This is a genomic window from Microbacterium mangrovi, assembly GCF_000802305.1.
Taxonomy (GTDB): Bacteria; Actinomycetota; Actinomycetes; order Actinomycetales; family Microbacteriaceae; genus Microbacterium; species Microbacterium mangrovi.
Genome location: NZ_JTDK01000018.1, coordinates 1 through 12,317, shown reverse-complemented (window position 1 = coordinate 12,317; position 12,317 = coordinate 1). Strand labels below are relative to the sequence as shown.

General features: G+C 70.9%; 12 protein-coding genes. 6 read left to right on the top strand and 6 right to left on the bottom strand.

The features are described 5' to 3' along the window. The first annotated feature begins 81 nt into the window (after positions 1–81). Together LK09_RS17355 and purB are read left to right on the top strand one after the other, a co-directional pair. A complete protein-coding gene (locus tag LK09_RS17355; RefSeq protein WP_052226948.1) occupies positions 82–630 on the top strand; it encodes a low molecular weight protein-tyrosine-phosphatase in 549 nt (182 codons plus the stop codon). Continuing rightward, entirely contained in the window at positions 627–2,006 is a 1,380-nt protein-coding gene (gene purB, locus LK09_RS17350) for an adenylosuccinate lyase (RefSeq protein WP_039402423.1), read from the top strand. Before LK09_RS17355 ends, purB begins: the two co-directional genes overlap by 4 nt. Positions 2,007–2,062: 56 nt before the next feature. On the opposite strand, the gene LK09_RS17345 is transcribed toward purB, so the two are convergent. Further along, positions 2,063–2,476, bottom strand: a complete 414-nt coding sequence (locus tag LK09_RS17345) for a hypothetical protein (RefSeq protein WP_052226947.1) — start codon at positions 2,474–2,476, stop codon at positions 2,063–2,065. Continuing rightward, positions 2,473–3,150, bottom strand: a complete 678-nt coding sequence (locus LK09_RS17340) for a hypothetical protein (RefSeq protein ID WP_039402422.1) — start codon at positions 3,148–3,150, stop codon at positions 2,473–2,475. The genes LK09_RS17345 and LK09_RS17340 overlap by 4 nt, the downstream gene beginning before the upstream one ends. 134 nt (positions 3,151–3,284) lie before the next feature. On the opposite strand from LK09_RS17340, the gene LK09_RS17335 reads away from it, so the two are divergent. Beyond that, positions 3,285–5,615: an ATP-binding cassette domain-containing protein gene (locus tag LK09_RS17335; RefSeq protein ID WP_231563133.1), complete on the top strand. Its 2,331-nt coding sequence runs from the start codon at positions 3,285–3,287 to the stop codon at positions 5,613–5,615. Between the two features lie 317 nt (positions 5,616–5,932). Here the strand turns inward: LK09_RS17335 and LK09_RS17330 are convergent, their stop codons facing one another. After that, positions 5,933–6,658 carry an alpha/beta fold hydrolase gene (locus LK09_RS17330; protein WP_052226946.1) on the bottom strand — a complete coding sequence of 242 codons (726 nt, stop codon included), beginning with the start codon at positions 6,656–6,658 and terminating at the stop codon, positions 5,933–5,935. Between the two features lie 74 nt (positions 6,659–6,732). On the opposite strand from LK09_RS17330, the gene LK09_RS17325 reads away from it, so the two are divergent. Genes LK09_RS17325 through LK09_RS17315 form a run of 3 tightly spaced genes read left to right on the top strand, consistent with a single transcriptional unit; the run spans position 6,733 to position 9,054 of the window. Continuing rightward, on the top strand, positions 6,733–7,347 hold the full coding sequence (locus tag LK09_RS17325) for a DnaJ family domain-containing protein (RefSeq protein WP_039402418.1): 615 nt from the start codon (positions 6,733–6,735) through the stop codon (positions 7,345–7,347). 52 nt (positions 7,348–7,399) lie between these two features. After that, positions 7,400–7,642, top strand: coding sequence for a hypothetical protein (locus tag LK09_RS17320; RefSeq protein ID WP_156138881.1), 243 nt, complete (start codon positions 7,400–7,402; stop codon positions 7,640–7,642). A gap of 29 nt (positions 7,643–7,671) precedes the next feature. Next, a complete protein-coding gene (locus LK09_RS17315) occupies positions 7,672–9,054 on the top strand; it encodes an FAD-binding oxidoreductase (RefSeq protein ID WP_231563132.1) in 1,383 nt (460 codons plus the stop codon). Between the two features lie 172 nt (positions 9,055–9,226). Here the strand turns inward: LK09_RS17315 and LK09_RS17310 are convergent, their stop codons facing one another. Genes LK09_RS17310 through LK09_RS17300 form a run of 3 tightly spaced genes read right to left on the bottom strand, consistent with a single transcriptional unit; the run spans position 9,227 to position 12,168 of the window. Continuing rightward, on the bottom strand, positions 9,227–10,249 hold the full coding sequence (locus LK09_RS17310) for a zinc-dependent alcohol dehydrogenase family protein (protein WP_039402413.1): 1,023 nt from the start codon (positions 10,247–10,249) through the stop codon (positions 9,227–9,229). 43 nt (positions 10,250–10,292) lie between these two features. Next, complete coding sequence (locus LK09_RS17305; RefSeq protein WP_039402411.1) at positions 10,293–10,919, bottom strand: class I SAM-dependent methyltransferase; 627 nt, start codon at positions 10,917–10,919, stop codon at positions 10,293–10,295. Position 10,920: 1 nt separating this feature from the next. Beyond that, positions 10,921–12,168, bottom strand: coding sequence for an alpha/beta fold hydrolase (locus LK09_RS17300; RefSeq protein WP_039402409.1), 1,248 nt, complete (start codon positions 12,166–12,168; stop codon positions 10,921–10,923). Positions 12,169–12,317 lie beyond the last annotated feature (149 nt).

Here is a 12,317-nt window from a genome sequence, read left to right as displayed (position 1 = left end):
TGTGGACACACGACGCACGCGGCATTCCGCCTCACCCCGCAAATCCCAGGTCGATTCGGGAACTCGGTCCACAATGGGAGCATGTCGACACCCGGGGACTCGACCTTCCGCGTCGAGTTCGTGTGCACCGGCAACATCTGCCGGTCGCCGATGGCCGAGGTCGTGTTCCGGAGCCTGGCCGAATCCGTCGGGCTCGGCGACCGCGTCGCGTCCACGAGCGCCGGCACCGGCGACTGGCACGTCGGCGAACGCGCCGACCCGCGCACGATCGAAGCCCTCGCCCGCCGCGGCTACAACGGAGCCACCCATCGGGCCCGGCAGTTCGACCCCGCGGACTTCGCCGCCAACGACCTCATCATCGCCCTGGACAGCACGCATGCGCGCGTGCTGCACGCCCTCGCCCCGACCGAGGCGGATGCCGCGAAGGTGCACCTGCTGTCCGCGTTCGATCCGGACGCCGTCGGGCCGGACGTTCCCGACCCCTACTATGCGGGACCGGAGATGTTCGACGATGTGCTCGGTATGATCGAGGGAGCGTGCCGGTCGCTCTTCCGGCAGCTCGAACCCGCGCTGCGCACCACGACCCGGCACTCTCCTCCTGCCGACGCCGACCCCATCGGAGACCCGTGAGCGCCCTGCCTCCCCAGCCCCTCAGCCCCCTCGACGGCCGCTACCGCGCCGCGGTGACGGGCTTGGCCGACTACCTGTCCGAAGCGGGCCTGAACCGCGCGCGGGTCGAGGTCGAGGTCGAGTGGCTCATCGCCCTCACCGACCGCGCCCTGTTCGGCACCACCCGCCTCGACGAGGTGCAGAAGGACCGTCTGCGGCTGCTGTACCTCGACTTCGGGCAGGACTCGATCGACTGGCTGGCTGCGAAGGAGGCTGTGACCCGCCACGACGTGAAGGCCGTCGAGTACCTCGTGCGCGACCGGCTCTCCTCGCTGGGCCTGGACTCCATCGCCGAGCTCACCCACTTCGCCTGCACCAGCGAAGACATCAACTCGACGGCGTACGCGCTGACCGTCAAGCGCGCCGTGCACGACGTGTGGCTCCCCAAGCTCCACGCGGTCATCGCGGCGCTGCACACCCTCGCCGAGCAGCACAAGGATGCCGCGATGCTCGCGCGCACCCACGGGCAACCGGCGACGCCCACCACGATGGGCAAGGAGCTCGCGGTCTTCGTGTGGCGCCTGGAGCGGGTCGCGAAGCAGATCGCGGCATCCGACTTCCTCGCGAAGTTCTCCGGCGCGACCGGCACCTGGTCGGCCCACCTGGCCGCCGAGCCGGATGTCGACTGGCCGCTCGTCTCGCGGGAGTTCATCGAGTCGCTCGGCATCGGCTTCAACCCGCTGACGACCCAGATCGAGTCGCACGACTGGCAGGTCGAGCTCTACGACCGGGTCCGTCACGTCGGCGGCATCCTGCACAACCTCGCCACCGACGTCTGGACCTACATCTCGCTCGGCTACTTCGCGCAGATCCCCGTCGCCGGCGCGACCGGCTCGTCGACGATGCCGCACAAGATCAACCCGATCCGGTTCGAGAACGCCGAGGCGAACCTCGAGATCTCCGGGGGCCTGTTCGGCACGCTGGCGCAGACGCTGGTCACCAGCCGCCTGCAGCGCGACCTCACCGACTCCACGACGCAGCGCAACATCGGCGTCGCGTTCGGTCACTCGCAGCTCGCCCTGGACAACCTCCTGCGCGGGCTCGGCGAGATCCTGCTGCGTGAGGACGTGCTGCTGGCCGACCTCGACGCGAACTGGGAGGTGCTCGCCGAGGCGATCCAGACCGTCGTGCGCGCCGAGATCGTCGCGGGCCGCTCGCAGATCAGCGACCCGTACGCCCTGCTCAAAGACCTCACGCGTGGGCGTCGCGTCGGTGCCGAGGAGCTCGCCGAGTTCGTGCGCGGACTCGACATCGGCGAGGCCGCCCGCGACCGCCTGCTGGCGCTCACCCCGGCCGGATACGTCGGCCTGGCGGCATCCCTCGTCGCACGCGCCTGAGACGCGAAACCGTCAGGTCTCCTCGGTTCGATCGAGGAGACCTGACGAAACGAGGATCAGGATGCCGCGGCGGGTCCGTCTTCGGCGGATTCTCCGCGTTCCGCCTCGGGAGCGTCGGATGCCGGAGCATCGGCGGCCGGCTCGGCCGGGCCCGCGGCATCCCTCGCGGCCCGCGCGGCGGCGCGCTCGTCTTCGGCGATCAGCACCGGCTTGTCGATCACGGTGGTGAACTCGGCCGGCTTCACCGCGAGCAGCAGCAGCGAGATGATCACGATGGTCGCGATGAAGGTGATCCCGGCCACGATGAGCGCCGTATCGAGGGCGTGCGCGGCCTGCGTGCGGAAGCGCTGCTGGAAGAAGCCCATCGACACGAGCGTGACCACCCCGGCGAACAGCGCCGCCAGTGCGGAGAGCCCCAGCAGCTGGACGGGGCGCATCAGCTCGCGGCGAGTGGGGTGTTCTTCGGTCATCGGGCGCCTCCGGGGTGAGGTTGAGTCGTGGGGGTCTCGGATGCGGCGGCATCCGGTGCCGGCTCGTCGGCGCGCGGCGAGAAGCCTGCGATGGCGAGGTACACGGCGAGGATCGCGGCGTATCCGCCGAAGATTCCGACCCCGATCGTGATGCCGGTGAGGGTGAAGGAGCGGTGCGCTTCGGCGATGTAGTACTGCAGCGCGTACTGGCCGGGCACCAGGAGCAGGGCGAAGCCCAGGACGAGGGTGAGGATGCCGACCACGATGGCGTCGCGCGCCTCGGATCGGCGCTGCGGCCCGGCATCCGGATCGCGACGCGTGCGCACGCCGTCGACGAGTTCGATCACTCCGCTGAGGATCGCCCAGCCGATCAGCAGTGCGAAGAACATCGTGACGGTGCGGATGGGCGGGAACCCGCCGATCATGCCGGCGACGATCGAGACCACGCCGAGGCCGACCGCGGTGCCGCGCCGGCCATTCGGATACACCGTCCACGCGCCCATCAGCAGGAGCAGGCCGGTCACGATGGCGAAGCCGCTGAACACGCTCACCCCGAGGGCGGCCGAGTGCACGGTCGAGAACGTGATCAGCGCCGCGGCGATCGCCGCGGCGACGGCGCGCGCGAGCTGGAGGTAGCGCACCGGCAGGAGCCGGGCGGCAGGTGCAGTGGACACGACGAAGCCTTCGGACGATCGGGGGATTTCCCTCGTATTCTAGGTCGTCTGCCTGGACCCATGCCCGATGTCGGGGTTGCACGGCATCATGGGACCGGACGAAGGGATTCCGGATGCCGCAGCACACTGCCGACATGCACGATCAGATCCGCGTGCAGGGGGCGCGCGAGAACAACCTCAAAGACGTCAGCGTCGACATCCCCAAGCGCCGGCTGTCGGTGTTCACCGGGGTGTCGGGCTCCGGCAAGTCGAGTCTCGTGTTCGACACGATCGCGGCCGAGTCGCGCCGCATGATCGACGAGACCTACAGCGCGTTCATCCAGGGGTTCATGCCCTCGGTGCCCCGCCCCGACGTCGACGTGCTCGAGGGTCTGACCACGGCGATCATCGTCGACCAGGAGCGCCTGGGCGCCAACCCGCGGTCGACGGTGGGCACCGTCACCGACGCGAACGCGATGCTGCGGGTCCTGTTCAGCAGGCTCGGGCAGCCCTACATCGGCGGCCCGACGGCGTTCTCGTTCAACATCCCCACGCAGAAGGCGAGCGGGGTGATGACGGGCCCGGGCGGCGAGAGGAAGATCGTGAAAGACGCCATCTACCTGGGCGGCATGTGCCCGCGGTGCGAGGGGCGCGGGCAGGTGTCGGAGCTGGATCTCTCGCAGATCGTCGACGAGTCGAAGTCTCTGCTCGAAGGCGCCATCCTGGTGCCCGGCTACACGGCCGACGGCTGGATGGTGCGCGGGTTCGCCGAGTCCGGCTTCTATCCGGCGGACAAGCCGATCGCCCAGTTCTCGGAGAAGCAGCGCGACCTGTTCCTCTACGGCAGCGTCACCAAGGTCAAGATCCAGAACATCAACATGACCTACGAGGGGCTCATCCCCAAGATCACCAAGTCGATGCTCTCGAAAGACATCGAGGCGCTGCAGCCGCACATCCGCGCCTTCGTGCAGCGGGTCGCGACGTTCGCACGCTGCCCGGAGTGCGACGGCACGCGCCTCACGGAGGGCGCCCGCTCGTCGAAGATCGACGGAGTCAGCATCGCGGATGCCTGCCGCATGCAGGTGACCGACCTCGCCGCCTGGGTGCGCGGGCTCGACGAGCCGGGCGCCGGGCCGCTGCTGGCCGCCCTCAGCGCCAACCTCGACGCGTTCGTGACCCTCGGCCTCGGGTACCTGAGCCTGGAGCGGCCGTCGGGCACGCTGTCCGGCGGGGAAGCGCAGCGCATCAAGCTGCTGCGCCACCTGGGTTCGTCGCTCACCGACGTCACCTACGTGTTCGACGAGCCGACGATCGGCCTGCACCCGCACGACATCCAGCGCATGAACATGCTGCTGCAGCAGCTGCGCGACAAGGGCAACACGGTGCTGGTCGTCGAGCACAAGCCCGAGACGATCGCCATCGCCGACCACGTGGTCGACCTGGGCCCCGGCGCGGGCAGCGGCGGCGGCGAGATCTGCTTCGAGGGCACGGTCGACGGCCTCCGGGCATCCGGAACCCTCACCGGACGCCACCTCGACGACCGCGCACGCCTCAAGGATGCCGTCCGCTCGGCGACCGGGGTCATCGAGGTGCGCGGCGCCACCACCAACAACCTGCAGAACGTCGACGTGGACATCCCCACCGGCATCCTCACCGTCGTCACGGGCGTCGCCGGGTCTGGCAAGAGCTCGCTCATCCACGGATCGGTGTCGCGCCGCGACGGCGTGGTGGCGATCGATCAGGGCGCCATCAAGGGGTCGCGTCGCAGCAACCCGGCCACGTACACCGGGATGCTCGAACCCATCCGCAAGGCGTTCGCCAAGGCCAACGGGGTCAAGCCCGCGCTGTTCAGCGCCAACTCCGAGGGTGCCTGCCCGTCGTGCAAGGGCGCGGGTGTGATCATCACCGAGCTCGGCTTCATGGACACGGTCGAGACCCCCTGCGAGGACTGCGGCGGCAAGCGGTTCCAGGCGGCGGTGCTCGACTACAAGCTCGCCGGGCTCGACATCACCGAGGTGCTCGCCCTGCCGGTCGCCCAGGCGCGGGAGTTCTTCGGAGCGGGCGAGTCGAGGATCCCGGCGGTGTCCGGCATCCTGTCCCGCCTCGACGACGTCGGGCTCGGCTATCTGGCGCTCGGACAACCCCTGTCGACGCTGTCCGGCGGCGAGCGCCAGCGGCTCAAGCTGGCGATCGCGATGGGCGAAGAGGGCGACGTGTACGTGCTCGACGAGCCGACCACCGGTCTGCACCTCGCCGACGTCGACAAGCTGCTGGGGCTGCTCGACCGCCTCGTGGATGCCGGCAAGTCGGTGATCGTGATCGAGCACCACCAGGCCGTGATGGCGCACGCCGACTGGATCATCGACGTCGGACCCGGCGCCGGGCACGACGGAGGGCGCATCGTGTTCGAGGGCACACCCGCCGACCTCGTCGCCGCGCGCAGCACCCTCACCGGCCAGCACCTCGCCGAGTACGTCGGCGCGTAGCGCCGCCGCGCCCGCCCCCCTCGTCACGAAATGCGTCGGTGTCCGCAGATCGTGACGAGCCAAGCGGAACCCCGGCTCGCTCGTCACGAAATGCGACCGCATCCGTAGATCGTGACGAGCCGAGCGGGAGGGCCAGGCCCACTCGTCACGAAATGCGCCTGCACCCGCGAATCGTGACGACCGAAGCGGAACCCCGGCTCGCTCGTCACGAAACGCACCCGCACCGGCAGATCGTGACGAGCGAACCGCCGGACCTCCGCCCACTCGTCGCGAAGCGCACCGGCACCCGCAGATCGCGACGAGCCGAGCCGCGGGCCTCAGGCGCCGCGGGCCGGGACCTCCTCGTCGAGGAACGCGGTCAGGATCGGGCCGACGATGGTGGCGTGGCTCTTGATCATCGTGTGCGGCGCCCCGCGCACGATTCGCAGCTGGGATCCCGCGACGAGCCGGTGGATCATGTGCGTGTGCGCGGGCCGGATGATGTCGCGCGACCCGGCCAGCACCAGCGTCGGCACGCGGATGCCTGCGAGGTCTGCGGAGTCGATGCCGGGCTGGTCGAGCATCAGCCGGAGGATCTCGTGCTCGCGGCCGAACGCCGGGGCGCGTTTGATCACGGACCGCAGGATGGCGTCGAGCAGGCGCAGCCGGGAGCGCAGCCAGAACCGCATGCCGTTGACGGCGATGTTGCCCGAGTTCAGCACGAGGGCGCTGACCAGTTCCGGATGCCGGGCGACGAGGAGCATCGCGATGTTGGCGCCGTCCGAGAACCCGACGACCGCGACGGGCCGGTCGGGGCTCAGCGTGCGGATGACGGTCGCGGCGTCGGCCGCCATGCGCGCCAGGCTGAGCGGTCCGTGGCCGCGGGCCGAGCGGCCGTAGCCGCGGCAGTCCATCGCGAGCACCCGGTATCGACTGCTCAGGCGCGGCAGGACCCCGGCGAAGTCGTGCAGGTCGCCGGAGTTGCCGTGGATGAGCAGCACCGGCATCCCGCTGCCGCTCTCCTCGACGTGGATGTCCCCGATGCGGTGCTCGATCGGTTCCATGCTCACGGCCCCAGGCTACGTGGCGAGCGTATGGTCGAGCTATGGGCCGTCTTGGCGCGAGGGGAGGATTCCGGATGCCCGACCACACGACCGACGAGCCGCACGACCCCCGAGAGGCCGCCGCCGAGTACCGCCTCGAGCAGCTGCGACGGGAGCGTCCCGACCTCTACGGGGAACCCGGCACGACGAACACCGGCCGCACGTACGCGGGTTCGTCCGAGCTGGAGCGCGCCGCCTTCGTCGAGACGGCCATCCAGCAGGCGATCCGCCGCGGCGAGTTCGACAACCTGCCGGGCGCCGGCAAACCGCTTCCCGGACTCGGCGACCGGCACGACCCGGACTGGTGGATCCGCCGCAAGATCCAGACCGAGAAGCTCACCGGGCTCGGGCCTCCGGCGCTCATGCTGCGTGTCGAAGACCGCGAGCTCGACGACCGCCTCGACGCGCTGCACCGCGAGTCCGACGTGCGGGAGGCGGTGGAGGACTTCAACCGCCGAGTGGTCGAGGCCCGGCGGCAGCTGCTCGGCGGCCCGCCGGTGGTGACGCCCACGCGGGATGCCGCGCACGAGGTGGCGGCCTGGCGGGAGCGCCGGGATACCCGCGCCCGTGCCGCCGCACAGGCAGCGCCCACCGAGCCGCCCCCGCGACGGCGTCGTGGTCTGTTCCGACGCGCCTCCGGCACCGACTGAGGGCCGTTCGGCCGCAGCCTCCCTGACCACCTCGTTCTCGCCGGCGGCCACGGTGACCGCCGTCCACGTCGCCTGTTACGGTGCGCCGACGATGCGCGTGCGCCTCACGGTGTTCGGCACCACGAAGGCCGGCGCGACGCCGGTCGGGGTCCACGAGACCGGGCCGGTCACGTGCGATCGGATGACGCACGTCGAGACGATCACGATTCGGGATGCCGCGCGCATGACCGTCATCGGCACGGGCGCGAACAGCGATACCTCGTTCCTCGTCTACGTCGTCGGCACCCGGAAATGACCGCGATCGCCCGGGCGTAGGCTGGCGGCGTGGAAGACGACGCGGCATCCCGGATCCTCTCCGAACTCCGTGGGATGCTGCCGACCGACGCGGTGCTCACCGGCCCGGACGCCACCGCGCCGTACCGCCAGGACCGCGCGTTCGATCCGGATGCCGGCCTCCCGCTCGCCGTCGCGCTACCGACGACGACCGCCGACGTGCAGCAGATCGTGCGGCTTGCTGCGGCGCACGGCGTCCCGGTCGTGCCGCGCGGTGCGGGGACCGGACTGTCGGGCGGCGCCTCCGCCGTCGACGGCGGCATCGTGCTGTGCACGACGCGCATGCGGGGCCTGCGCATCGACCCGGCGACGCGCACCGTCACCGCGCAGCCGGGCGTCCTCAACGCGGAGCTGAAGGCGGCCGTCGCGGCCGAGGGGCTCTGGTATCCGCCCGACCCGGCGTCGTTCGAGATCTGCTCCATCGGCGGCAACATCGCCACCAACGCGGGTGGCCTGTGCTGCGTGAAGTACGGCGTGACCACCGATTACGTCCTCGGTGCGGAGGTCGTGCTCGCCGACGGCCGGGTGCTGCGCCTGGGCGGACCGCTCATCAAGGATGTCGCGGGGCTGTCGCTGCTGAAGCTGTTCGTGGGCAGCGAGGGAACCCTCGGGGTGATCACCGAGGTCACGCTGCGTCTGCTCCCCGCTCCCCCTCCCGCTCGGATCGTCGCCGCCTGGTTCCGCACCATCGACGACGCCGCGGCCGCGATCGCGGAGATCTCGACATCGATCCGGCCGAGCATGCTCGAGTACATGGATGCCACGTGCATCCGCGCCGTCGAGGCGCAGCTGCATCCGGGGTTGGACACCACCGCCGCGGCCCTCGTGCTCGGCGGCAGCGACGACCTGGATCCCGCCCGCCGCGACGTGCGCTTCATGATGGAGGCGTTCACCCGCCACGGCGCCTACGCCGTCACCGAGACCGATCCCGAGACCGGTGCGGCCCTGGCGGCCGCGCGCCGAGCCGCGATCCCCGCCGTCGAGGCGGAGGGCCGGCTCCTGCTGTCCGATGTCGGCGTGCCGCTGCCGCGGTTCGGCGACCTGCTCGACGGGGTGGACGCCATCGCCCGCGCCCACGACGTGACGATCGCGATGCTCGCACACGCGGGCGACGGCAACACGCATCCGCTCGTGCTGTCGTCATGGGACGACGACGAACTGGCGGAACGCGCCGAGGCCGCCTACGGCGAGGTGATGACGCTCGCGGTGTCGCTGGGCGGCACGATCACCGGCGAGCACGGCGTCGGCCGGATGAAGCGCGCCTGGCTGCGCGACCAGATCGGCGACGACGTGCTCGAGGTCGCACAGCGCATCAAGGACGCCCTCGACCCGTCCGGCATCCTGAACCCCGGTACGATCTTCGCCCCGCGGTAGTCGTCGGCGATTCCGGATGCCGGGGGCCTGCGCTTCGACAAGCTCAGCGCGCAAGAGCCGGCGCCCTGCGCTTCGACAAGCTCAGCGCGCAAGAGTCCTGTCCCCTGCGCTTCGACAAGCTCAGCGCGCGGGGCGTGCGCCCTGAGCCTGTCGAAGGGCAGACAGCCGAGGGTCAGGGGCGCACCAGCACCTTGATGGCCCGGCGCTCGTCCATCGCGCGATACGCCTCCGCGATCTCGCCGAGCGGCAGCTCGAGGTCGAACACCCGGCCCGGCTCCACCGCACCCGACAGGACGTCGGGCAGCAGATCGTCGATGTAGTTGCGCACCGGCGCCACCCCGCCGGCGAGCACCGTGTTGTTGCTGAACAGCGGACGCAGCGGAAGCTCCGGTCCGCCGTGCGGCACGCCCACGTAGCCGATGACGCCGCCGGGGCGCACCGACCGGACGGCCTGCTCCATGGACTCGGCCGTGCCGACCGCTTCGAGCACGGCATCGGGCCCGATGCCGTGGAACAGCTCTTTGACGACCGCGGCGCCCTCGGCGCCGCGCTGCTCGACGATGTCGGTCGCCCCGAACTCGCGGGCGAGCTGCTGCCGCTGCGGGTTGCGCGACATCGCCACGATGCGGGATGCCCCGAGCCGGTGCGCCGCGAGGATCGCCGACAGCCCGACGGCGCCGTCGCCGACGACGGCGACCTGCGAGCCCTCGCCGACGTGGGCGACGTGCGCGGCGTGGTGTCCGGTGCCGAACACGTCCGACAGCGTGAGCAGGTGCGGGACGAGCTCGTCGCTGAGCCGGTCCGCCGGGACCACCGCGAGCGACCCGTCCGCGTGCGGGACGCGGACGAGCTCCGCCTGGCATCCGTCGTACCAGCCGAGCTCGAGGCACGACGAGCTGAAACCGGATCGGCACACCTCGCACGTGTAATCGCAGTCGTAGAACGCGCCGATGACGAAGTCGCCGACCTGGACCCGGGCGACATCCGCTCCGGCGCTCTCGACGATCCCGACGAACTCGTGCCCCATGCGGCGCGGCCGGTCGGTCGGGGCGATGCCGCGGTAGCCCCACAGGTCGGATCCGCACACGCAGGCCGCGACGACCCGGACGATCGCGTCGCGACCGGTCTGCAGCTGCGGATCGGGAACCTCTTCGAGCCGCACGTCGCCGGCCCGGTACATCACTGTGGCACGCATACGTCCGAGCCTACGCGCGCGTCGACGGCGCAGGCCGGCCGGGTCACTCGTCGCGCACGGCGAGCACGGACCCCTGCGGATGCCGCTCGAACTCCCGCCGCGGTCCGCGTTCCAGCTGCGTGTGCACGGTGAAGCCGGCGGCTCCCAGGCCGGCGGCGACGGCACCCACGTCGTGCAGGTACGCGATCAGATCGAGGTCGTGCCCGTACGCGCGCTCGATGAGCCGCTCACCGCGCCCCGCCTGGAAGCCGAGGAGCACCGGACCGCCCGGTCGCACCACCCGGTGCAGCTCGGCGAAGACGGCCGGCATCCCCTCGTCGGGCGTGTGGATCGTGGAGTACCAGACGAGCACGCCGTCGAAGGATGCCGACGCGCACGGCAGTGCGGCGAGCTCGCCCTGCACGAAGTCCACCCCGGGCACGGCGCGGCTCGCCTGCACGAGCATCTGCTCCGACAGGTCGACGCCGGTCAGCGACAGTTCCGGATGCCGCTCGCGCAGGTGGGCGGTCATCCGCCCGGTCCCGCATCCGGCGTCGAGCACCCGGCCGGTGCCGACGAGTTCGGCGAACTGGTCGATCATCGCGAGGTCGAGCGCGGTCTCGTACCGGGTGTCCGGGATGAGCGCCGCGTACTCGGCGGCGACGAGGTCGTACGCCTCCCGGGCCTCCACGTCAGCGCACCCGACGGCCGAGCACCAGGTCGATGAGGTGCGGCAGCACGTCGCCGGCGCGCAGGCCGTTGTGCTCGTGCTCGCTGGTCACCCACGGAGTCACGCCGGGCAGCAGCCGCGCGGTCTCGAGCGAGAATTCGAGGGGAACGTAGAGGTCGTTCACGTAGACCGCGGCGGCTCCCTCGACGCCGGATGCCGCGATCGCGTCCGCGTCGTAGACCTTCGGCCACTCGTACTCCGCGAGCTGCAGCGTCACCTCGCGCCACGGCCGGAGCCCCGGCACCGTGTCGGCCCATTCGCGGCGGACGTGTTCGCCGGTGAGGAGCGTCACGTCGTCGCGGAAGTCCTGGGGCTCCGTGCGCTCCGCCGACCAGCGCGTCGCGAAGCCGTCGGCGTAGCTGGACTCGTGGAACACGTAGTAGAGCGGGTTGCGGGCGTCGTACGGCATGTGGGCGGCGAGGTCCCACCGGAAGGCGTTGGTGCCGGGATCCGTCTCGAGCAGCTGCCAGAGCGACTGCCAGCCGTCGTTGGAGCCGAGCAGGAAGCCGAGGGAGCGCAGCCGCGAGACCGAGACGACCTCGCCGTCCGGCAGCACCAGGTCGCCGGCGGCGGCCAGGTCGGCCAGCCGGCGGAACGCGTTGCGGTGCGCGGGGAAGCGCCGGTAGTAGCGCTCGGAGGCGTCGCGCAGCTTGTCGTAGGTGAGCGCGTAGACGTCGTCGGGATGCCGGCCCACGGCGCTGAGGCCGCCGGTGAAGTACACCTCGGACAGGGATGCCGCGTCCGTCGACAGGTACGCGAGGGCCGTGAACCCGCCGAACGACTGGCCGAGCACACTCCACTTCTCCGCCCCGAGGTGCTCGCGCATCGCTTCGCAGTCGCGCACGATGGAGTCGGCCCGCAGGTGCGGGATGTATTCGACGATCGCTTCGGTGCCGCGCTCGAGATCCTGGTCGCCGAGCGGCGTCGACCGGCCGGTGCCGCGCTGGTCGAGCATCACGACGCGGTACTCGCTGAGGGCGGCATCCAGCCAGCTGGGCGAGGTCGGCGCGCGCAGCGCCCGGGGCGCTTCGTGCCCCGGGCCGCCCTGCAGGAAGACGAGGAACGGCAGACCTTCGCCGCCGTCGCGGCTGACGACCGACGCGAAGAGTTCGATGGTGCGGCCGTCGGCGGGGTTCTTCCAGTCCAGGGGCACCGGAATGGTGTGCTCTTCGACGATGAGATCCTGCAGGTGGCGCACAACGACTGTCATGATCCGAGCCTAGGACGCGAACGCATGCCGTGTCTGTCGGCTCGGACGAAGACGGCGCCGCAGAATTGGCGCGCCAACGCAAAAGAGGCCACCCAGCATTGGGTGGCCTCTTTTATAAAAGAAGTCCGGCGGTGTCCTACTCTCCCACA

What these genes read in the sequence shown, in the direction of transcription:
- LK09_RS17335 (WP_231563133.1), top strand. Translation starts at nt 3,285, where the DNA reads ATGCACGATCAGATCCGCGTGCAGGGGGCGCGCGAGAACAACCTCAAA.
- LK09_RS17325 (WP_039402418.1), top strand. Translation starts at nt 6,733, where the DNA reads ATGCCCGACCACACGACCGACGAGCCGCACGACCCCCGAGAGGCCGCC.
- LK09_RS17300 (WP_039402409.1), bottom strand. Translation starts at nt 12,168, where the DNA reads ATGACAGTCGTTGTGCGCCACCTGCAGGATCTCATCGTCGAAGAGCAC.
- LK09_RS17330 (WP_052226946.1), bottom strand. Translation starts at nt 6,658, where the DNA reads ATGGAACCGATCGAGCACCGCATCGGGGACATCCACGTCGAGGAGAGC.
- LK09_RS17355 (WP_052226948.1), top strand. Translation starts at nt 82, where the DNA reads ATGTCGACACCCGGGGACTCGACCTTCCGCGTCGAGTTCGTGTGCACC.
- LK09_RS17310 (WP_039402413.1), bottom strand. Translation starts at nt 10,249, where the DNA reads ATGCGTGCCACAGTGATGTACCGGGCCGGCGACGTGCGGCTCGAAGAG.
- LK09_RS17345 (WP_052226947.1), bottom strand. Translation starts at nt 2,476, where the DNA reads ATGACCGAAGAACACCCCACTCGCCGCGAGCTGATGCGCCCCGTCCAG.